The organism is Candidatus Arsenophonus nilaparvatae, from assembly GCF_045346035.1.
In the GTDB taxonomy this organism is placed as follows: domain Bacteria; phylum Pseudomonadota; class Gammaproteobacteria; order Enterobacterales; family Enterobacteriaceae; genus Arsenophonus; species Arsenophonus nilaparvatae.
Map to the genome: position 1 here is coordinate 1617115 of NZ_CP158507.1, position 21410 is coordinate 1638524.

Consider the following 21410-nt stretch of genomic DNA (forward strand, 5'->3'; position numbering starts at 1 on the left):
ATCTACTTAAAATCCACTCAATTGTACAAAGTTAACTCATATTGTTCATAAAAACATCATTACCGCTTATTGACAAATCTTTCTCTCGCCTCAAAAAGAAAAAAATCACGTTTGATACCCGTTATGCTGCTTAATAATTAATGTTAATTTTTCGTTAAATTATTTTTGAAATTCTTATACATTTTGTTTATAAATTATTTTTGAAATTCTTATACATTTTGTTTAAAATTCTTATACATTTCTAGTGACTGCCGCCATCGTATTGTGGAATACGGTTTACTTGGAGAGAGCGATCAACTCATTACGTGCTCATGGACAATTTGTAGAGGAGGAACACCTAAAATATTTATCTCCTCTTGGATGGGAGCATATTAATTTGACAGGGGATTACGTCTGGAAAAATAGTTCTAAAGTAGGAGCGAGTAAATTCAGGGCATTACGTCGATTCAACGGGTCTTAGCGTACAATTTTTTCCGTTTTCTGAGGGGACCCCTATAAGTTTACCAGAAATTGATTGAATAGGTGTTTTAGGGAAATTTGTGCAGTTTTGATACTGCGTTTGACGTTAGCATTAAAGTTAAAACGCCCGATAACGCATTTTGAGAACCGATAAAATTTTAGTTGTACGAATTTACGTTTTTATCGAGAAAGTTGCTTAGAATGGATTACAGAGCGTTTTAGTGATGGTTATGACGGGTATTTCTGTTTTAATTTTCAAAAATGATTGGATTTAACGATTTTCAGTTTCTGATAGGTGATTCTTGATGTACAAAATCGTTCGGTTTCGGACACTCCACAAAACACCTGTACAAAAATAGGTTAAATTACGTTTCGTACAGTTGTTTTAATTCGTACATCTTTTTCGGTCAGGTTATTTGACCGCTTCTTTCAAAGTTTTACCCGCTTTAAAACTCGGTACGTTTGCAGCAGCAATTTTAAGAGCATCGCCTGTTTTGGGGTTTCGTCCATCTCTGGCTGCGCGGCGCTTAACCTGAAAGCTACCAAAGCCAACTAGCTGTACGTCATTTCCTGCCTTTAGTTCTTCTGTCACCGTTCCGAGGAATGCATTAAGCGCCTTTTCTGAATCTTTTTTGGTTAAGTCAGCTTTTTCAGCGATTTGATTGATGAGTTCTGTTTTGTTCATGTTGTGCCTGAATTAATAAATACGTTAATTCTAGTGATGCTAGCCGGAGCAACAGGATAGTGCAATGTTTCAGGCTAATTTAACTCAAAAAATATTTTTAATTAAAATCCCACCGCTCGACGCAAGTCTGTGACCGAGCGTAGCGAGTGAGCAGACGAGGAAGCGGAATATCACATTTGTTAAAAAGGAATATGGCACTCAGTAGCAGCATATTTTTTGGTTTGGTTTTTTTGTTAGAAGAAAAGTTATCCACAGGGGGTTCGCCGATTAAAAAAGATTATATTTTTTTGATTAAAAAAGATTAGCTAGCTTTTTTTGTGGATTTATTATTTTATTTTTTCCTTTATTTTCAATAAGTTATATAATTCCCTATTGGGGCTTTTTATCTTTAAAATCAATAATTTATAAAATTACTCGGTTAAAAGATTACCTTCCAATTTATTTCATTGAACGAATATAAGTTATTGTATTTATTTATTTTTTATTTTTATAACTGCTTTTAGTTAAAGCTATTTACATGTCAATTTTTTTTAGTAATTGTTCCACCCTACCTGCTATCCCGTGCCACCCTACCTGCTATCCCGTGCCACCCTACCTGCTATCCCGTGCTTTATTGGGAAATATATATCTGAAAAAATGTTGACAGGAATTATTGGTCACTATATAAGTGTAAGTGTAAGTGTAAGTTTTGCATTATGGGGGAAAATTGAAAAGAATAAAATATGCAGATTATGAAAACGATATAGTTAGGTTGAGAAATGAAGGAGTTAGCTATGCAAACATTGCTCTTTGGCTTGCAGAAAACAAAAAAGAAATGGCCTCTGTTAATGGTGTCAGAAATTTTTTGCTGAAATTGGAGATAAAAGAAAAATCAAGTAAATAAGTGTTGCCCTTATCCAGACAAGAACGCAGGGCAACACTAGGCATCTACATCAATAGAGGAATATTGATATGTCTGCAAAGAACATGATAAGTGTTTATAAAAGGTTATGTAAAGAAGTTACTCTGCGTTTTTTTACAATGCGTGGGGATGCGTTTGCATTATTGTTGTACATACTGACGACATTACGAGCGGAGGTTATGTGAGCAAAAACGTGAAATCTCGTTGGGATGACATTGGTAAACGCATTATGGAGAGAAAAAATAAGTCTCCTGATAGGGTTGCTGATAAAATTAATGCGATCCTTAACCGTGAAGATGAGTTATCAGCATCACCAATACCAAATACAACAATGAATTCTCAATCTCTTAATACTATTTCTAAGGAAGAAAATAAAAAAATACTTACCCATTAGTAAAAAAACACAGATACCTGCACCGAATGTGGTATTACGCAGTGCTTTGTTTGGTGTTGTAAAAAGAGGTTCTAGGAAATATGAAAAAAATGTTCTGAAAACTACACTAAATGGCTACACCGTAAAATTTACAGGTGAACAATTAGATCAGTCGGATTTGGATGTATGGCTAGAATGTTTACAACGTTGTCAGGATTCTCCTCTAGGGTATACGGTTCGGTTTGCAGCTCATAATTTTTTGCTTTCAATACAGCGGAATACAGGTAAATCAGATCATGAATGGCTGAAGAATAGCCTCCTACGTTTAAAAGCCAATGCGGTTGAAATTTCTGACGGTAAATATACTTATATCGGTAGTATTATTGATTTAATCTACCGAGATGAGAAAACAGGGGAAAATTGCTTGGCGCTAAATCCTAAAATATCAGCCTGTTTTGGTGATGCAGGTTGGACAGGAATAACTAAAGAAATAAGACTCAAACTTAAAGGTAAACCTTTGACTCAGTGGTTATATGGTTTTTACAGCAGTCATGCTAAGCCGTTTCCCGTAAAAGTAGCGACACTGAAAGAATTGTGTAGTAGCGAAATAAAAGAATTATATAAATTTAGGCAGATATTACAAAAATCTTTGAACGAATTATCTGCTGTTACTTGTTGGTTATATGAAATTGATAACACAGATAAGGTAATACTTAAGAAACATTGAAATAAAAATAACGCTCTTTATACGTGTAACTAGCACGCACAAAGAGCTAACCCAAACCCTAATAACGCTAGGAGTCGGACTATGCGAAATAGTACGCATATTGCACGCATAATGAAAGCGTGCGGCATATCAATCGAGCAGCTTTTGAGCTTTGCTCTCACATCGAAATACCTTACAACCCGTCAGCGTCAGTACCTTCGTAGTATTGGAGGTGAGGTATGAAATATTTAACTTCAAACAACCCACCGAATTTATTTTTGAATGACAAAGAGATTAATTATGTCATCAACTCTTCTTTGGAGCGCGAAATTAATAAAATTGGCACGTTGAAATACTCCTATTCTGTCATGGATAAAAATAATCCGAACCGTTATTTTTGTTTGTCAAATTATCCCGAAGAATGGGTTGAAATTTACAAAGCAGAAAGCTACCAGTATGTTGACCCACTGATTAAAAAATCATTAAACCGGACTTTACCGTTTTTTTGGGATGAAAATATTCTCATCAATTTGAAATTGACGTTAAAAAAGATAGTGAATGCCACAAAAATTGTGATTGTTGTGGTGGTCATACTTTCATCTTTCATGACCTCAACCACTATTTGGCGCGGTTAAATGTGATAGTCGATGAGCAAAATTCCCCTGAATTGGAAACACAAATCAAAGAAAAACTGCAAATGTTGCTGATGGTCACGCACAACAAACTGATTGACGCTTATACCGAACGCAGCAATGAGGGTAAAAAGGCGACGGTAATATTTAGCCCGAGGGAAAATGAAATCCTTTACTGGGTGAGTTTGGGAAAAACGTATCTTGAAATCGCGATGATATTAGGTATTAAAACAGGCACAGTTAAATTTCATATGAGCAACGTAGTGAAAAAACTGGGCGTATGCAACGCGAAACAAGCGATAAGAGTCAGTGCTGAACTCGGCCTTATCAAGAGACTTGGGGGTGGTGCATGAAACCTGAGATGATTAAACTTTCGTTGAGCGCTAATGTTCCCTGTGGTTTTAGCAATAGCGAGGAAAAATTCAGACTGATGCCAAAATGACAGATTTACTTTTTAAGTTAATCCGTACTCCTGAAATGAAAACATTGATAGAAAAAGTACAGATTGAAAGATCCCCATTTTTCGTAATATGCCATTTGCCATCTGATTACAACAAAGCGCCCAAAGTTTGGCAATTCCATTTTTTACCGCTTTTTTGTAGTGAAAATGGCTATCTTGGCACTTTCTTCCACGCCCACGAGTTCTTGTTTTTGTCGCCGCTGGATTATGTCGATGGCATGCAGCCTTATGCGGTTACTACTGAAAAACCAAGCAAACTGTTTACTGCTAAAGAGTGGCAAATTCTATTTTTTATGATGCAGCGATTAAGTCTCAAAGAAATTGCAAGACGATTAGATATCGGAACGAGAACAGCACGCAATCATTTAAATATTATCTATCAAAAAGCCGATGTGCATTCAGGTTGCCAATTAAGGGCATTTGGTAAATCGAAAGGCTTTGAGCGCTATATTCCTTCTGAACTACTGTCTTCTGGCAGACAACGTATTAGTTCCAAAACGGTTAATTGAGCTTATTGCTCTGGTTTTTAATCGAATAGTTAAGGAGCTAATTAATAATGCGTAATGTTGATAGGGGTTATTTTTCTCTATTTTATCCAGTATTTCCTGAGTTATCAAACAATCAAGTTGACACCGTCTTATGGATAAGAATGCATTTTTCTCCAAAAGATATTGCTAGATTGAAAAGCATAAGACATGACTCTTTGAAGAAGGAGTTGTCCAAAATAAAAAAAAAGCTGAATGTTTTTTCCCAAAAAGAGTTAGAGGCGCTTGTAGATAAAAGACTTTTTATCTTCTCATTTTGCCCAGGTGCTTTGTTAGAAATGACAAAAAATCTTTCAAATTAAAATTTCAGATAATGAAAATAAAGCCCCCTACGAGGGGGCTATTCAAGCTCCTTTATTCTTTTATACTTTACACAAAAGTCATACTGGATTTTAAGGATACAAAAACCCTATGAAGAAGGATGAAACGTTTTCATCGGTAGCGACGGTAGTGGAGTTAACACCTGAAATGAATCGCTTGTTATCTCAAGCGGCTGCTCGTTCCAGACGGAGCAAAACACAAGAGGCGACCATTCGACTTTTTGACCATTTAAAGAACTTTCCGGATATTGCAACAGAAGGTCGACGATTTAGAGAGCATAATTAAAAAATATAGCAGATAAGATAATGTTAGGTGTGATTTTTCTGAAATATTTTGTTACAAAGTTAAGAAAAATACCGTAGAAAATACTGTACCCGCTTTTTTTTCTGGCGACTACGTTTAAAGAGTAATAGGAGCAATAACGCTTGTTATTCATAAAAATGCACGATTCCCGATAAAAGAGGCTTGAAATGATAACAACCAAAGATACCGAAAAAAACATATTGTCATTGGATTCATTAAATCAAATTCCATTGATAGCAATCATGGAGCGATCTGGGCTTCCTTGGGGAATTAAAGACACAGAATCTCGATTTGTTTATATGAATCAAGCCGCCATGAACTTTTGTAATATCCCTAAAGGGTTTGATTTTGAAGGTCGTCTAGATGAAGAACTACCTGTTGCTTGGTATGACTTAGCGCCCGAATTAAAAGCCCATGACAGGAAAGCAGAATCAAGCAAAGAAGGGGCTGTAATGGTCAACAAATTCTGTAGAAGATCTAAGCGGCATTCTTTAGTTCATGATATTTTTGATGTGGCGTTAAATAACCAATTGTTGAATGGCGTCGATAATAATTATAAAACTGAATGTAATTTTCAACTTCATAGACAACAGATTGATGATTCATAAACGATAAATGGTTAAGCTTTTCTGTCTTTAAACTCCTAAAAAATCTTTCCATCACGGCATTATCGAGGCAATTACCTCGCCGACTCATGCTTTGAGTTATTTTCCGTTCAAAGAGGTGCGCCCTAAACTCCTCCGATGAATATTGGCAACCTTGATCTGAATGGAACATCAAACTTGTCGTATCCGGTAATTGCCGTTCAATGGCGTTATCTAAGGCTTCTTTCACTAATTTCGTATCCGGTTTTGTTGATAAGGCATAACCAATAACTTCTTTGGTGGCTAAATCTAACACGCAAGCTAAATAGCTCCACCCATAGTGATATCTAATATACGTGATATCACCGACATAATAGTGATTATGCTGTTGAGGGGAAAATTGTCGTTTAAGCAAATTAGGGGCATATCGATGTTCGTTACCCGATGAGGGATAGTAATGCTTTTTCGTTGGTCTAATTGCAACTAATTGATTTAATTTCATGATGTTTGATATTTTATAACTGAGGAAACAATCCTAGTATCTAAAAAGATTTTTTTGTATAAAAAATGGTCTAATATATAGCTAAAGGAATAATAGTTATATTTAAAGCAATAATGAGCAAATAACGTTCATAATGTAATAAATAGTTATTTAAAAAGCTACTTGTTAACAATAGAATCGGCTAAAGGTTAACAAGCAAAACTTGAATAGCGTAAGATGACGAATCGAGGTGGACTATGTCACAAGAACAGGAAAAAGATAAAAAAGTTTGTAAAACTATTAGGCGTTCTGCTGAATATAAAAAGGCTATGTCTGATGCCTTTAGAATAGCAGCAAAGGAAATGGAAAAAGTGAGATAAGGATTGATGGCAATAGAAATAACTCGTAGCTTTCATGTACAGAAAATTCTATTAAACCTTGTTGTTAATTTAGGAACTATAGCAGAATCGTTTATTAGCTAATTCGAAGAATATAAACAAAAATGTATTGGATTCGGTGATATTCCTATACCTCCATACCATATCCAGCTAGAACACCCATCTCATGTTGAAACTATTGGCAGAGATAAACCAATGAAAAGGCCAAACTCTGCCAGATATGAAGAGCTACATCATACTCATTTGTGGCAAGAGAACTCTATCTGGGAAGATGACGATGGCAAACTAGTTCAATGGAATAGTACAAGTGACTCGTTCATTATTTATTCCTACTTTATTGATAAAATTGGTGCTCATCACTTTTATATTATTGATTTAGTGTATGACAAAGCGCATACCCTAATAGAAAATAACAGCCAAATCCTAAAATGGGTCGCTATTGCTAAAAAATTTCGGCTACAAAATATCTGATATAGGGTAATAACAACACTAAAATTCCATGCTTACCTTAATCTACTGTGCGATAAAAGAGACTGGATTTTGTTATACTAATTGAAATAAAATCACACCTATCCGTTATTGACTATTGTATCAATACTCAAAGCGGGCCATACAGTTACCTATTTTAATAAGAATAAATTCATGCGCACATCCTCTTTGTCAAAGTCAGAACGTATATTTTTTCCGTTAAGTTTAACGTTATTTGAATTTAGCGTGTACATCGCTAACGATATGATCCAACCCGCCATGTTAGAAGTGGTAGCAAATTTCAATGCTGGCATAAAATGGATCCCCACCTCCATGACAGCATTTCTGGCTGGGGGCGTCTTCTTACAATGGTTGTTTGGCCCATTATCAGACAGACGTGGTCGACGTCCAATTATGCTTATTGGCGTCTTGTTCTTTATTATTAGCTGTTTAGCCATTTTGCTCGTTTCGAATATTGAGCAATTCATTGCCATGCGATTCTTACAAGGCATTGGGCTGTGCTTTATCGGTTCAGTTGGCTATGCAACTATTCAAGAGGCTTTCAACGAAACCGTCTGCGTCAAAATTATTGCACTAATGGCCAATGTGGCTTTGATAGCGCCATTACTGGGGCCATTGGCAGGCGCTACCTTAATCAATATCCTTCCCTGGCAAGGCATATTTATTATTTTTGCTATTTTAGCTTTGATCGCATTCGTCGGCTTATTCTTCTTCATGCCAGAAACCGTAACGCAAAAAGCGGAAACATTATCTTTTCCCCATTTATGGCGTGATTATAAACAGGTACTGAAGAATCAGCATTTTATCAGCGGCGCACTTGCAATAGGATTTGCCGCCGTACCGCTACTAGCTTGGATAGCACTCTCCCCTGTTATTATCATAAGTGGAGAACAGCTCTCAATGCTGATCTATGGATTATTACAAATACCAGTTTTCGGTGGATTAATTATTGGGAACCTAACATTAAGCCGTCTAACTGGAAAAAAAACTTTAGTTCAGTTAATTAAATTTGGTGGTAAACCGATAATCATTGGTCTGATAATAGCTGCCAGTTCAATATTTTTCTCATCAGGCGCTTACCTATGGATAACTGCGGGTCTAACTGTATACGCATTCGGGCTTGGAATGACGAACGCCTGTTTAATCCGATTAACCTTATTTTCCAGTGATGTCAGCAAAGGCACTGTTTCTGCCGCTATGGGCATCATTAACATGGTAATATTTATTTTAGGCATAGAGCTTGCCAAAATAGTTTATCTATGGAGAGATGAAGGTGCCTTTAATTTGCTAAATTTATTTTGCGGGTTATGCTGGTTGCTTTTAGCTACGTTTTTTACTTATAAACTCCCCCGAAAAGAAGAAACATCCACGATTAAACAACTTTAACAACTTCTTTCTTATCTTCCGAACAGCCACAGCTACCAGCTGTGGCTAATGAAACTTATACTTCCAACCATTTCCGCTAGCACTTTTATCTTAGCCCACCTCTTTTACAACAGGAAAAATGGATGCCAAATAATATGAGATTTACCCTTTATTTTATATTTAGTATTAAGAAAATTTTTATTGGTTAACTACCAAATAGTCTCTCACACTGGTAGTGTAAAAAGTTATATAAAAAATACAATACTTACATCTTGATAGAATTTTATTGCCTTTACACTAACTGCTATTGAGTGACCATATAAGTTGCGTATTATTGGTTAATAAATTTCATTTATCTATGGAACGTAAATTATGCAATCATTGTAAGAAATTCTTATCGTTACGTTTTTTTATCCTTTAGTTATTTATCATTAGCTGAAAATGGCAATATAACTAAAGATACAAATAGAAAATCAAGCACTAAATGTTTTATACGTTTTGACGACCCTGATAATTGTATTCCTACAAACACAATCAACGACAATTTAGCTAATACGCAGTGATTTTAAACTTTAACAGTAAAAAAAGTATTCCCTGATTAAGTTTAAATATGTTTTATTTAGTGATGAGAGGATGAATTATCAAATTATTACTTAAAATATTCACTGTTTCTTCTTTTAGGAGAACTTAACTTTCTTTAGCAAATTTTATTGCTTAGATAGTTAATAAAAAATTGCCGCTATAATCAATTAGATTTAGCGACATAATTAAGTCATATTATTTTTAGCCAGAAACAGTTTTTTGAATTTATAAGTTAGTTATTTTTATATGTAAAAATTGATATGAAAAAAAATCTCCATCACTTGAATATGAAAATTTTATTAAAGTATTCCAGCTATCGTCTTTTAACTCAAAAGTTTTTATTTTTTCACTAAATTTATCATGATAGCCGTATTCTAGAAAGTGATTTTTATGTCCTTCAGATGCTAAAGATTTTAATTTTAAAAAATTTTTTGTTGCTTCTTTAGAATTTAATTCTGCTAAAGAGTTATTTAATTTTGCCACACAAGAATAAGCTTCTTCTTTTCCCGTGGAAAAAAAGAAATCCTTTATTTTTTCCCATAATGTTAATTGAATAGACGAATTATTTTTTTGTATTTCTCTAATATCGCCAATAGTTATCTTTTCTCTTATAAAAAAACCATTTCCAATAGATAAACTCATGATTAAATTCCTACTTATTCTCTGATGTTAAAATTATATTCTTCATAATTTAAAATAAATTAATTTTAATTAAAAAATTTGATACATAGGTACAGTATTACTGTATCTATGTTCTATTTAGTGAACAACCAAAATTGGTTTTTATTGTACTATTAACATCCTCTCCAAGATAAATAACAAGGATTTGCGGCGTTTTTTGGTAAAAGCAGCAACAACAAGTTATCAAAGAATTTAAATAGCTCTGCTTTATACAGATTGTCTTCATTCTTTAGGTAAATACAAAAGTATAGAAGAATATTAATTTAATATTTTCCCATTTTTTATTGCAAAAATATAAACTAATTAGTATATTTCACTTTGGTAAATTATATATGCACTAACAACAAAAAAGTAATACACAACTAAAATCCAAAATTTCAACTTAACTATAAGTAACCGTTAAATATATTACAGACACCTTTTTTATGATATCTTTTATATTAAAACATTTATCTTAATTGTTATAAATTAATTTAAAACTTGCTTTAACAGCATATAAATCCATTTAAGTATAGAGAAAATAAAATACTCAAAAAATTTTTATTGATAATAAAAAATTATCAACATCTAAATAATAAGTAATAAGTAATAAGTAATAAGTAATAAGTAATAAGTAATAAGTAATAAGTAATAAGTAATAAAGTCTTATAATACTTTAATTATTGATATCGCTTAAATATGTAGCATCACATACTATAATTAACAGCCACTATTAAATTTAATTGTGTAATTATGAAAATTTACATATAAATCATTATTATACGTCAATTGCAATAATGTTAGTTAATAAAATAAAATTGTTTCATAAAAAACATTTTTTATGATTAATTTTCATTAAAATAACATAATTATATAAATGGTGAATATATGCCAAAAGAAATATTGAATGTTTTTAATCATAATCAGTTCAGCATATCTGCCGCATTACAAAAAGAAAATGATATAGAAAATAAAAATATAAAACTAGGAGAACTAATCGGAGAAGGACTTCACGGGAAAACATATTTTGATGCCAATAATAAAAATTTCATATTAAAAAAACTATATAATTTAATTGATAGACATAGAACAGAATCCTGCGCCAGAGAAGAAGTAAACTGTTTTAATAAATATTACGGAGAAGGAGCTGCCGCGCTAATAGAAAGTGGTGATACATTTTATATTAGAATGTATAAAGTATCTGGAGTAACAATCACTAGCATTAAAGATAAAATATTTCCGCTGAGTGCACAGGAACGTTTTCAACATATGATCTGTGATTTAGGCGATAAAGAGATAATGCATGATGATTTACGCTGTAATAATATTCTATATGATAAAGAGACCGACCCATTTTATCCAATAGATTTTACTAACAAATATACAGAGTACTACTCTGGAGATAATGACACCAAAGACTCACTAGATGATAAAATAGAAATGATGTATGATTGGGCGCTTAAACATATTATTAATCACACATATTATTAAACTTACATGCTAACTTGGCAAAAATTAAAATAACCAACTATCAATCTCTCTGAGTATCAGCAATAGTAAAACGGCTCTCTCAGCGTTCTATAATATCAATTCAATTAACTTTCATATTAAAGTGTAAAATTACTGCCAACAACAATAAAACCTAACAATATCCAAACCATTAATATCCCTTTAAAACTAGGCGTTACATTCTTGCGACCTCTACCAATAGATTTAATTAAATTTTTTATTAGCTTTTTTCCATTCTGCACAAATAGCCAGCTGAAAAGTATTTTTGCAATTGATTAAAAATCAAGTGAGCACAGCGACTACTTTTGGATGAGGGTTGATTCTAACACTGCCTGGAGAGCCGCACTAAACCGAGCAGGTATAGAAAACTTTCGTTTTCACGATCTGAGACACACTTGGGCTAGCTGGTTAATTCAGTCAGGTGTTCCGCTTTCAGTATTACAAGAGATGGGAGGTTGGGAAAGTATTGAGATGGTAAGACGCTACGCACATTTAGCCCCTAATCATTTAACTGAGCATGCCCGTAAAATAGATACCATTTTTAGAGATAACGACACAAATACGACACAAGGAGTATTCAATGAAAAGATAATTAAATCGTAACCCATTGAAATAACTGGTACGCCCTACAGGATTCGAACCTGTGACCTACGGCTTAGAAGGCCGTTGCTCTATCCAGCTGAGCTAAGGGCGCTTAGAAAAACGCTTATTCAATAATAAAATAATGTCGTTGGATTATACGGTTGCTGAGCACTGAGTCAACGTCTTTTCAATGACAACTTATCTATCTGCTCATTTTCTGACTACTAATAAAACTGACAGCATCGCTTTCTTCTGACAAAATAGCAGTATCACAATGTTTTTATGGATTAATGAAATAAATGTCAGCAAAAATTATTGACGGAAAAATGATTTCCGAAACAATCAAACAGGAAATTGCCGAAAAAGTTAAATTGAGACTTTCACTAGGCAAGCGAGCTCCCGGACTTGCAGTCATTTTAGTCGGTAATGATCCGGCTTCACAGATCTACGTAAACAGTAAACGTCGTACTTGTGAAGCGGTTGGTTTTGTTTCTCGCTCATATGATTTAGCGGAAAAAACCACTGAGTCTGAACTTTTACAATTAATTGATCAACTTAATAATGACAAGGCAATTGATGGCATCCTGATTCAATTACCACTGCCCAAAACTATTGACTATATCAAGATACTAGAACATATACATCCAGACAAAGATGTTGACGGTTTTCATCCTTATAACATAGGCCGTCTTTGCCAACGAGCCCCAAGACTACGCCCTTGTACACCTCGCGGCATTATTACCTTACTTGAGCGCTACCAAATTAATCTACTTGGTTTAAATGCAGTTATTGTTGGTGCTTCAAATATCGTAGGTCGCCCAATGAGCCTGGAATTGTTACTTGCTGGTTGTACAACTACTGTCACCCACCGCTTTACTACTAATTTACGTCAACATATAGAGCAGGCTGATTTATTAGTTGTCGCTGTTGGTAAACCAAATTTTATTCCCGGTGAATGGATAAAATCGGGTGCCATTATTATGGATGTGGGAATTAATCGGCTTGAAAATGGCACAGTTACTGGCGATGTCTGCTATCAAGAAGCACAACAACGCGCTAGCTGGATCACTCCTGTGCCTGGTGGCGTTGGCCCAATGACAGTGGCAACACTTATGCAAAATACCTTACAATCTTGTGAAGAATATCATGATATTCAAAATACTAACCAGTAGGCGATAAAATGGAAACCTTTCATCTAAATGGGCAGCCTTATATTAAATTATGTGATTTATTGAAATTGCAAGGTTGGGTGGATAGCGGCGCCGCAGCCAAAGCACTTATCGCCCAAGGTGATGTAAAAGTTGATGGTGAAATTGAAACCCGTAAACGCTGTAAAATTAGCAAAAATAATATTGTCACTTTAATTAATAACAGCGTAATAGTTAAAGAGTAATCATCAATTATAAAAAAATATTTAACAATGCCCCTTATAACGGGGGCTAATCTTCTGCTTAATTTTTACTCATTTTTAAGTAATGATTTACAGCTTTTAAAGCTAATGAGTGAATATTTCATAATATTATTCTTATCAGGTAACAATAGTAAAATTTTCTTCTGTCTCTGGAGCAGAAATTATTCTGGCTAAACTTTCTAATGTTTTAAAGGTACAAGAACATCTTATATTTTGACATTGATAATAAGATTCCTTAGTTTTGTTAGTTAAGTAACGGCTCGTTCTAGTATGAGCGGTATTTTTACAAACAGGGCAACGCATCATATACACCTCCTAAAACTTAAGATTGAGTAATTTATATAGAGGTAAAATGATCTGTTTTCGTTATAAATCTCTACCTTGTACTTCAGTACTAGCGCTATTTAAATCAATATCCATTGAAAATGGAACATCAACTCGTTATACCAAGGTTAGATAGCAACAACCATCTATTTTTTGTTATTTTTTGTTGATTATTTGATATTTCAATATATTTACCACTACCTACATCACCACTCGTTTTTCTTTTTTAAGCCGCAACGCGTCGTTTTATCCTTTTTGTTGTGTGGTTGACGACAGATTTTTTTAACGTTAAAAATTTGTTTTTTTATTGTTAGATTAAAGACTCCTATAAAGATAAGGAGATTAACTTAAATCATGGACATACTAAGAGACAGAGTTATTACTAGTTGTTGGACGCGAGCTGATGCACTTAAGGTTCATTTCGATGATCCAACAACAACGCAACCCAAGGTCAATATTGACTTCCCCGTTATGAGTGAAAAGTTATTTATCTGGGATACCATGCCATTACGAGATCTTGAAGGCAATATTGTATCAGTGGATGGTTGGTCGATTATTTTTACTCTCACGGCAGTGAAACAACCCGACCGATTTAAAGACAAAAATGGTAATTACGATATTGTTAAAGACTGGAATGATCGACATGGCCGAGCCCGCATGTGCTTTTGGTACGCCAGAAATAGTAAGAGTTGGCAATACGGTGGCCGAGTAATGAATGATGGCGTATCACCAACAGAACGTGAGTGGGCCGGTACTCCTATTTTACTAAATGATAACGGTGACATTGATCTTTATTATACCTGTGTTACACCTGGCGCTACTATCGCTAAAGTTAGTGGTAAAGTGCAAACTGACAATAATAGTGTAAAACTAAGTGGCTTTGACAAGGTTATCCCGCTTTTCTCTGCCGATGGCGTTTATTATCAGACAGAAGAACAGAATGAGTATTGGAATTTCTGCGATCCTTGCCCTTTCATTGATCCCAATGATGGCAATCTTTATATGGTCTTTGAGGGTAATGTTGCCGGTGATAGAGGCTCTCATATTATTTCCAGCGATGATATGGGCGATGTGCCGCCAGGTTTTGAGGATGTGGGCGGCGCTAAGTATCAAGTTGGTTGTATTGGTTTTGCAGTGGCAAGAGACAGCACGGGAAATAATTGGGAAATACTTCCTCCATTGCTCACCGCCGTAGGTGTAAATGATCAAACAGAGCGTCCACATTTTGTATTTAAAGATGGTAAATATTATCTTTTTACCATTAGTCATCAATACACTTATGCCGATGGTTTGAAAGGTCCAGATGGTGTTTATGGTTTTGTCAGCGATTCATTATTCGGCCCTTATACACCACTTAACGGTTCTGGTTTAGTGTTAGGCAATCCATCTTCCCAACCGTTTCAGACTTACTCACATTATGTTATGCCTAACGGTCTTGTCACTTCATTCATCGATAACGTTCCTGGTCGTGGTGACAAGTTTCGTATCGGTGGCACCGAAGCACCGACTGTGCAAATTAAAATTGTTGGTAATAGAACTTTTGTCATCAAACAGTTTGATTACGGCTTTATTCCACCGCTAAAAAACATAGTTGTCAGATAAATAAATTATCTTGATATTGAGCGATATTTTCGATTTCATCATAAAATATCGCTTAAAACACATAATAAAGAGTAAAAAATACGCTTGATTATTCAATTCAGATATCAATCATTATTCTGAGTGACACCTATATAAATTAAAAGAATATTAGCAATTATGAAGAAAATATTTTTGTATGTGATTCTACTATTCCTTTATAAAATCGGTTTCTGTTATGCATTAACAAATAGTAATAAAGGTAATAATATGAAAGATACAGTACGATTAGTTACTATTGAAGAAGACGATCATAATATATTACTCAAGTCAGCAACATCTGTAGTATTGCCGCTAAATAGCAAGCAAAAAAAATTTATTTCTACTTTGCAAAAATTTTTCCATAATTTAAAAAGTCCTTTAGGAAAACCAGCCGGTTTAGCCGCACCTCAAATTGGTTATCCATTTAAAATCGTAATTATTCAGATACCTCCAGAGGCAAAAGAAAAACGTAAATATGTTTATGATACTTTATCACCGACGATACTAATAAATCCGGTTTATACCCCTATATTAAATGCCGGTCAAATTAAAGATTGGGAAGGTTGTTTTTCAGTACCAAACAAGATCGGCGAAGTTTATCGCTATAATGAAATACATTATGAGGCTTATACATTAGAAGGTAAGAAAATAAGTGTTCACGCAAAAGGATTTTTGGCTAGGCTTATTCAGCATGAAATAGATCATTTAAATGGTAAATTATATATTGATTATTTATGTAATGATTGCCGATTTGTTTCAACCTCCGAAGCTTTAAACATAATGAAAATAGAAAAATAAAGGTAATGTCGTATTAACAGGAAAAGCTTTGGCAAAACATGAGGCTATTTAGAAATAATTCACGCTCAATCAAATTCACTTATTAATGAAAACATGACGAATTATCAAAGCAATATTTGTTTTTAACACATTAATAATAAATTAAGCTTATAAGTTACCAAACTTAAAGAATCTCTTAAGTACCAGTGTAAATAAATTAGAATCGATACCAACTGGAATATGGGCTTGATCATTCACTTGCTGCTTTACTGGATATTCAACAAACAGCCTTACAATCACAAAAGAGGGTATTAATCACCTAATAATATCATTAGGTAAAGAGGAGCCTATATGGATTAATAATAGCGGAATATAGTTGGCAAAACTGCCGGCTTGTAAAATTATTGGTACAGCCGGCGCTGGCGATCTCATGGGGGCTGAATTGATTTATAGTTTACTGATGAAATAAATCCTATAAAGAAACATTCCGTTTAACCACGCTATTTACACAACAAACCAAAACTTAGCTAAAAACAATCAATCTAACAACCATATATAGACTAAAATTTGAACCTGTTTTTTACTTACGACGCCATACGGTTCCTTGCGAACTATCCTCTAATATAATGCCCATTTTAGTCAGTTCATCACGCGCTGAATCAGCCTGCGCCCATAATTTGTTTTCGCGTGCATCATTACGTTGCTTAATTAATGCCTCAATTTTTTCTATGTCAGCACTGTGAGAAACTTGTGCTCGACTTTGTAAGAATTGTTCAGGATCCTGTGTTAATAACCCCAGGATATTGGCTAATTGACGTAATTGTACTGCTAATCTATTCGCCATTGCCATATCATCGACTTTTAGTCGATTAATTTCTCTTGCCAAATCAAATAGAACTGAATAAGCCTCCGGCGTATTAAAATCATCGTTCATTGCTTGCATAAAACGCCGCTTAAATATTTCATTATCAGTAGATATAATATTATTAGTATCAGTATCTCGTAAAGCGGTATAAAGACGCTCAAGCGCGGTGCGAGCCTGCTTTAAATTTTCTTCGGTATAATTTAATTGACTACGATAATGCCCTGATAATAAGAAATAACGCACTGTTTCGGCATCATAATGTGTCAATACATCACGAATGGTAAAGAAATTATTTAATGATTTTGACATTTTCTCCCGATCTATCATAACCATTCCAGTATGCATCCAATAGTTTACATAGGGGCCATTATGGGCACAGGATGATTGAGCTATTTCATTTTCATGATGAGGAAACATCAAATCTGCCCCACCACCATGGATATCAAAATGTTCACCCAGTTGTTTACCATTCATGGCTGAACACTCTATATGCCAACCTGGTCGCCCATCTCCCCAAGGAGAAGACCAACTGGGCTCATTCGGTTTAGACATTTTCCATAGCACAAAATCTAATGGGTTACGCTTGGCATCCGTGACTTCAACCCGCGCTCCAGCTTGTAATTGCTCGAGATCTTGGCGGGATAATAGTCCATAATCAGGATCGCTATTAATAGCGAACATGACATCACCATTGTCTGCAATATAAGCATGGCCACGCTCAATTAGGCGCGCAGTCAAATCAATAATTTCTTTAATATGGTCAGTTGCTCTTGGTTCAAAATCGGGGCGCAAAATATTTAACGCATCAAAATCCTTATACATTTCAGCCAACATGCGTGATGTCAAAGCGTCGCATGTTTCATTATTTTCAGCTGCCCGTTTGATGATCTTATCATCCACATCAGTAATATTACGTACATAAGTCAGGCCATAACCAAGATAACGCAAATAACGGCTAATCACATCAAAAGCGACAAAAGTTCTGCCATGACCAATATGACATAAATCATAAATAGTAACACCACACACGTACATGCCAATTTTGCCTGGGGTAATTGGTCTAAACTCTTCTTTTTGACGACTTAGTGTATTATAAATTTTTAACATTGAGACTTTTTCCATCATCAGCCGGTACATGCGGTAAATGGTTTATTTTAATTACAAGATTATGCAAGAGGCCATTTCTACCAATAAACACAACTATTGGAGCCCTATATTCTGAGTTATGCAACTACAAGGCGCAAGGAAATTATTCAATATTCCACAAATACTGACGCAATTAGCCCAATATGGTATAAAATAGTTGATCTACTTTAAATTGATTACTTTGCTTTTTGATTTTTACATTACTTATAACGATTTATCAGGATAGTGATTATGGTAACCTTTCACACCAATTTAGGCGATATTGTCATTAAAACTTTTGATGAGAAATCGCCCATAACGGTAAAAAATTTTTTAAACTATTGTCGTGATGGATTTTACGATAACACAATTTTTCATCGCGTTATTAATGGATTTATGATCCAAGGTGGCGGTTTTGAACCCGGAATGCAGCAAAAAACGACCAAGGATCCAATCAAAAATGAAGCGAATAACGGATTAAAAAATAACCGTGGTACGCTCGCGATGGCTAGAACCAATGATCCACATTCAGCCACAGCACAATTCTTTATTAATGTTGTCGACAACGACTTTCTAAATTTCCGTTCAGAACAGCAAAATGGCTGGGGTTACTGTGTTTTTGGCGAAGTAGTTGAAGGAATGGATATTGTTGATAAAATTAAAGGAGTCGAAACAGGTCGTAGTGGCTTACATCAAGATGTACCAGTTGAAGATGTTATCATCAAACGCATAACGGTTAACGAATAATTACAAACTATGGCAATCTTATTTATTGCTGACTTACATTTAAGTGAAAAAGAGCCGGCTATCACTGCCGGTTTTCTGCATTTCTTACGCGAACAGGCGAGCCAAGCTAAGGCTTTGTATATTTTAGGTGATTTTTTTGATTATTGGATCGGTGATGATGATCCCAGCCTGCTACATGAAGCTATAGCGCAAGAACTTAAGGAACTGCAAAGTAAAGGTGTTCCCTGCTACTTTATTCATGGTAATCGTGATTTTTTACTGGGTAAGAAATTTGCTAAAGAAAGTGGCATGATTTTATTACCAGCAGAGAAAGTATTAACGCTACATGGCCATAATATCCTCATTTTACACGGTGATACACTTTGTACTGATGATATTTCCTATCAGCGTTATCGAAAACGAGTATATAATCGCTGGTTGCAACGGCTGTTTCTAGCGCTTCCATTATCTACCCGCCACCGCATCGCTGAAAGAATGCGTAAGAATAGCCAATCTGCCACCCGACTTAAGCCAGAGTATATTACCGATGTTAATGAACAAACAGTAATTGAAAAATTTCGAAAATATCAAGTCGATTGGATGATCCACGGCCATACGCATCGACCTGCTATCCATGAAATTAATGTTAATGGTAAAATATTACACCGAGCGGTGTTAGGTGCCTGGGATCAAAATGGTTCAGTGATCAAAATAACGCCTAAAACTATCGAGCTGCTTCATTTCCCTTTTTATTAACGTTTCCCATCTCAGCTTAATCCTGTGATGAAAAATTTAGGCAAACGTTTTCCTTCTTTATCGGCCATGATATGATCTCTCTTAATTTGCCATCAATAAATGACTTAAATCCAGGAGCAACAAATTAATGATCGCTCAATTTGATGCACAGAAACCGTCACATTCTAACGCCAAAATTGCCATAGTAATGGGCTCCAAAAGCGACTGGAGCACGATGAAATATGCAGCCGATATACTTAATGAACTAGAACTACCCTATCAAGTAGAAATTGTTTCTGCTCATCGCACGCCAGATAAACTCTTCACCTTTGCTGAACAAGCAAAAGAAAAAGGATTGCAAATTATCATTGCCGGTGCTGGTGGAGCCGCACATTTACCCGGTATGCTAGCAGCTAAAACGTTAGTTCCTGTTTTTGGCGTTCCCGTTGTAACAGCGACACTTAATGGTATTGATAGCCTTTATTCGATTGTTCAAATGCCAAAGGGCATTCCGGTGGCTACTTTCGCAATTGGTAAAGCTGGGGCAGCCAATGCAGCATTACTGGCAGCCCAATTTCTTGCTGGTACAGATAATGAACTTTATGAGCGTTTATCAATCTGGCGTTTAAAACAAACTAATGACGTCTTAAGCAATCCCGATCCACGGGAGGTGGAATGAAATCGATTTGCGTCCTTGGTAATGGCCAGTTAGGCCGCATGTTACGCCAAGCAGGAGAGCCGTTAGGTATTAGTGTCTATCCTATCGGTATCGATGATAAACTAGAAACTATCCCCTATCAACACAGCATCATAACAGCCGAAATTGAGCGCTGGCCCGAAACGCCGCTTACCTGTGAATTAGCTCACCAAGCTAGCTTTATTAATCGCGATATCTTTCCGCAACTGGCCGACCGGTTGCCACAAAAGCAATTGCTAGATTCTTTAGCCTTAACGACAGCTCCCTGGCAACCTCTTACCAATCAAACACAATGGCCACAATTATTTACCGAGTTAGGCGATTTTGTTATTGTTAAATGTCGTACTGGTGGTTATGACGGCCGTGGACAATGGCGTATCACACCGGATAACCTATCAATACTGCCAGCTGAGATTTATGGCCAAGCAATTGTTGAAAAAGCCATTCCTTTTTTAGGAGAAGTTTCACTCGTCGGTGCACGTAATATAAATGGCCAATGTGCTTTTTACCCGCTAACATACAATCTGCATCAAGAGGGCATACTACGGGCAAGTATCGCCTTTCCTCAGCCAGATAAAAAATTGCAAACTCAGGCAGAATTGATGCTGTCGACCATTATGACAAAACTAAATTATGTGGGTGTGATGGCAATGGAATGTTTTATTTTAAATGATAAACTGCTAATTAACGAATTAGCGCCACGTGTTCATAATAGCGGTCACTGGACGCAAAATGGCGCATCTATTAGTCAATTTGAACTCCATCTGCGAGCCATTTCAAATCTACCAATTCCTACCCCTAATATAGACTCTACGGCAGTCATGATTAATTTGATAGGTACAGCATTAAATCCTGCATGGTTATCATTACCTTTAGTTCACCTACATTGGTATGAAAAAGACGTTCGTCCAGCGCGCAAAGTAGGCCATCTAAATTTGTGTAGTAACAATCGGCAAGCGATAAAAAACTCATTAAATACAATACAAACCTTACTTCCTAGTGAATATAACGATAGTATTGGATGGCTAAACACAAAATTAATGCATTCCCCACGACACGATGAGTGAAAATAAAAACAACTACCATGTTGAATAA

24 protein-coding genes, 1 tRNA gene and 3 pseudogenes are annotated in these 21410 nt (G+C 35.3%); 22 read left to right on the forward strand and 6 right to left on the reverse strand.

Annotation, left to right across the window (positions count from 1 at the left end):
- Positions 1 to 241: 241 nt before the first annotated feature.
- Positions 242 to 460 (forward strand): annotated as a pseudogene (locus WH390_RS07875) (Tn3 family transposase); the annotation flags it as partial.
- Positions 461 to 871: 411 nt separating this feature from the next.
- Here WH390_RS07875 and WH390_RS07880 read toward each other — a convergent pair.
- Positions 872 to 1144 (reverse strand): HU family DNA-binding protein, encoded by a 273-nt coding sequence (locus WH390_RS07880; protein WP_032115172.1) that lies wholly within the window; start codon positions 1142 to 1144, stop codon positions 872 to 874.
- A 706-nt stretch (positions 1145 to 1850) separates the two neighbouring features.
- On the opposite strand from WH390_RS07880, the gene WH390_RS07885 reads away from it, so the two are divergent.
- The 8 genes from WH390_RS07885 to WH390_RS07920 all read left to right on the forward strand — a co-directional run bounded on the left by WH390_RS07885 (position 1851) and on the right by WH390_RS07920 (position 5367).
- The gene (locus tag WH390_RS07885; protein WP_187290943.1) at positions 1851 to 2027 is read left to right on the forward strand and encodes a hypothetical protein; all 177 of its coding nucleotides are present in this window, start codon (positions 1851 to 1853) and stop codon (positions 2025 to 2027) included.
- A gap of 199 nt (positions 2028 to 2226) precedes the next feature.
- The gene (locus WH390_RS07890; RefSeq protein ID WP_406850554.1) at positions 2227 to 2439 is read left to right on the forward strand and encodes a hypothetical protein; all 213 of its coding nucleotides are present in this window, start codon (positions 2227 to 2229) and stop codon (positions 2437 to 2439) included.
- A 13-nt stretch (positions 2440 to 2452) separates the two neighbouring features.
- On the forward strand, positions 2453 to 3145 hold the full coding sequence (gene trfA / locus WH390_RS07895) for a plasmid replication initiator TrfA (RefSeq protein WP_032115219.1): 693 nt from the start codon (positions 2453 to 2455) through the stop codon (positions 3143 to 3145).
- Positions 3146 to 3363: 218 nt separating this feature from the next.
- Positions 3364 to 3759, forward strand: a complete 396-nt coding sequence (locus WH390_RS07900; protein WP_052044848.1) for an autoinducer binding domain-containing protein — start codon at positions 3364 to 3366, stop codon at positions 3757 to 3759.
- Between the two features lie 2 nt (positions 3760 to 3761).
- Positions 3762 to 4109 carry a helix-turn-helix transcriptional regulator gene (locus tag WH390_RS07905; RefSeq protein WP_052044847.1) on the forward strand — a complete coding sequence of 116 codons (348 nt, stop codon included), beginning with the start codon at positions 3762 to 3764 and terminating at the stop codon, positions 4107 to 4109.
- Positions 4110 to 4194: 85 nt separating this feature from the next.
- Positions 4195 to 4725 (forward strand): helix-turn-helix transcriptional regulator, encoded by a 531-nt coding sequence (locus WH390_RS07910; protein ID WP_406850555.1) that lies wholly within the window; start codon positions 4195 to 4197, stop codon positions 4723 to 4725.
- A gap of 47 nt (positions 4726 to 4772) precedes the next feature.
- On the forward strand, positions 4773 to 5063 hold the full coding sequence (locus WH390_RS07915; RefSeq protein ID WP_032115171.1) for a hypothetical protein: 291 nt from the start codon (positions 4773 to 4775) through the stop codon (positions 5061 to 5063).
- Positions 5064 to 5172: 109 nt separating this feature from the next.
- A complete protein-coding gene (locus WH390_RS07920) occupies positions 5173 to 5367 on the forward strand; it encodes a TraY domain-containing protein (RefSeq protein ID WP_032115170.1) in 195 nt (64 codons plus the stop codon).
- A 495-nt stretch (positions 5368 to 5862) separates the two neighbouring features.
- Here WH390_RS07920 and WH390_RS07925 read toward each other — a convergent pair.
- Positions 5863 to 6504: pseudogene (locus WH390_RS07925) on the reverse strand (IS3 family transposase); the annotation flags it as partial.
- Positions 6505 to 6707: 203 nt separating this feature from the next.
- On the opposite strand from WH390_RS07925, the gene WH390_RS07930 reads away from it, so the two are divergent.
- The 3 genes from WH390_RS07930 (at position 6708) to WH390_RS07940 (ending at position 8723) form a co-directional block, all read left to right on the forward strand.
- On the forward strand, positions 6708 to 6830 hold the full coding sequence (locus WH390_RS07930; RefSeq protein ID WP_256379507.1) for a hypothetical protein: 123 nt from the start codon (positions 6708 to 6710) through the stop codon (positions 6828 to 6830).
- A gap of 195 nt (positions 6831 to 7025) precedes the next feature.
- A complete protein-coding gene (locus WH390_RS07935; protein WP_256379510.1) occupies positions 7026 to 7319 on the forward strand; it encodes a type II toxin-antitoxin system YafO family toxin in 294 nt (97 codons plus the stop codon).
- A 171-nt stretch (positions 7320 to 7490) separates the two neighbouring features.
- The gene (locus WH390_RS07940) at positions 7491 to 8723 is read left to right on the forward strand and encodes an MFS transporter (RefSeq protein WP_032115169.1); all 1233 of its coding nucleotides are present in this window, start codon (positions 7491 to 7493) and stop codon (positions 8721 to 8723) included.
- A 786-nt stretch (positions 8724 to 9509) separates the two neighbouring features.
- On the opposite strand, the gene WH390_RS07945 is transcribed toward WH390_RS07940, so the two are convergent.
- The gene (locus tag WH390_RS07945; RefSeq protein WP_032115168.1) at positions 9510 to 9926 is read right to left on the reverse strand and encodes a hypothetical protein; all 417 of its coding nucleotides are present in this window, start codon (positions 9924 to 9926) and stop codon (positions 9510 to 9512) included.
- Positions 9927 to 10832: 906 nt separating this feature from the next.
- Here WH390_RS07945 and WH390_RS07950 point away from each other — a divergent pair.
- The gene (locus WH390_RS07950; protein WP_032115167.1) at positions 10833 to 11435 is read left to right on the forward strand and encodes a hypothetical protein; all 603 of its coding nucleotides are present in this window, start codon (positions 10833 to 10835) and stop codon (positions 11433 to 11435) included.
- Between the two features lie 327 nt (positions 11436 to 11762).
- Positions 11763 to 12056: pseudogene (locus WH390_RS07955) on the forward strand (site-specific integrase); the annotation flags it as partial.
- Between the two features lie 14 nt (positions 12057 to 12070).
- Here the strand turns inward: WH390_RS07955 and WH390_RS07960 are convergent.
- A tRNA-Arg gene (locus WH390_RS07960) sits at positions 12071 to 12147 on the reverse strand.
- Between the two features lie 187 nt (positions 12148 to 12334).
- Here WH390_RS07960 and folD point away from each other — a divergent pair.
- Both folD and ybcJ read left to right on the forward strand, forming a co-directional pair.
- The gene (folD, locus tag WH390_RS07965) at positions 12335 to 13207 is read left to right on the forward strand and encodes a bifunctional methylenetetrahydrofolate dehydrogenase/methenyltetrahydrofolate cyclohydrolase FolD (RefSeq protein ID WP_032115165.1); all 873 of its coding nucleotides are present in this window, start codon (positions 12335 to 12337) and stop codon (positions 13205 to 13207) included.
- An 8-nt stretch (positions 13208 to 13215) separates the two neighbouring features.
- Positions 13216 to 13428 carry a ribosome-associated protein YbcJ gene (ybcJ, locus tag WH390_RS07970; RefSeq protein WP_032115164.1) on the forward strand — a complete coding sequence of 71 codons (213 nt, stop codon included), beginning with the start codon at positions 13216 to 13218 and terminating at the stop codon, positions 13426 to 13428.
- A 135-nt stretch (positions 13429 to 13563) separates the two neighbouring features.
- Here the strand turns inward: ybcJ and WH390_RS07975 are convergent, their stop codons facing one another.
- Positions 13564 to 13752, reverse strand: coding sequence for an ogr/Delta-like zinc finger family protein (locus tag WH390_RS07975; protein ID WP_072012855.1), 189 nt, complete (start codon positions 13750 to 13752; stop codon positions 13564 to 13566).
- 372 nt (positions 13753 to 14124) lie between these two features.
- Here WH390_RS07975 and WH390_RS07980 point away from each other — a divergent pair, with 372 nt between their 5' ends.
- Positions 14125 to 15372, forward strand: coding sequence for a glycoside hydrolase family 68 protein (locus WH390_RS07980; RefSeq protein ID WP_032115163.1), 1248 nt, complete (start codon positions 14125 to 14127; stop codon positions 15370 to 15372).
- 246 nt (positions 15373 to 15618) lie between these two features.
- Positions 15619 to 16188 carry a peptide deformylase gene (locus WH390_RS07985; RefSeq protein WP_052044844.1) on the forward strand — a complete coding sequence of 190 codons (570 nt, stop codon included), beginning with the start codon at positions 15619 to 15621 and terminating at the stop codon, positions 16186 to 16188.
- 559 nt (positions 16189 to 16747) lie between these two features.
- Here WH390_RS07985 and cysS read toward each other — a convergent pair.
- Positions 16748 to 18139 (reverse strand): cysteine--tRNA ligase, encoded by a 1392-nt coding sequence (cysS, locus tag WH390_RS07990; RefSeq protein ID WP_032115162.1) that lies wholly within the window; start codon positions 18137 to 18139, stop codon positions 16748 to 16750.
- A gap of 270 nt (positions 18140 to 18409) precedes the next feature.
- Between cysS and ppiB the strand changes: the two genes are divergently transcribed.
- The 4 genes from ppiB to purK all read left to right on the forward strand — a co-directional run bounded on the left by ppiB (position 18410) and on the right by purK (position 21382).
- The gene (gene ppiB, locus WH390_RS07995) at positions 18410 to 18904 is read left to right on the forward strand and encodes a peptidylprolyl isomerase B (protein ID WP_032115161.1); all 495 of its coding nucleotides are present in this window, start codon (positions 18410 to 18412) and stop codon (positions 18902 to 18904) included.
- Between the two features lie 9 nt (positions 18905 to 18913).
- Positions 18914 to 19639, forward strand: coding sequence for a UDP-2,3-diacylglucosamine diphosphatase (gene lpxH, locus WH390_RS08000; protein WP_032115160.1), 726 nt, complete (start codon positions 18914 to 18916; stop codon positions 19637 to 19639).
- A 127-nt stretch (positions 19640 to 19766) separates the two neighbouring features.
- Positions 19767 to 20297 (forward strand): 5-(carboxyamino)imidazole ribonucleotide mutase, encoded by a 531-nt coding sequence (gene purE, locus WH390_RS08005; RefSeq protein ID WP_032115159.1) that lies wholly within the window; start codon positions 19767 to 19769, stop codon positions 20295 to 20297.
- Positions 20294 to 21382 carry a 5-(carboxyamino)imidazole ribonucleotide synthase gene (purK, locus tag WH390_RS08010; RefSeq protein WP_406850556.1) on the forward strand — a complete coding sequence of 363 codons (1089 nt, stop codon included), beginning with the start codon at positions 20294 to 20296 and terminating at the stop codon, positions 21380 to 21382. Before purE ends, purK begins: the two co-directional genes overlap by 4 nt.
- Positions 21383 to 21410 lie beyond the last annotated feature (28 nt).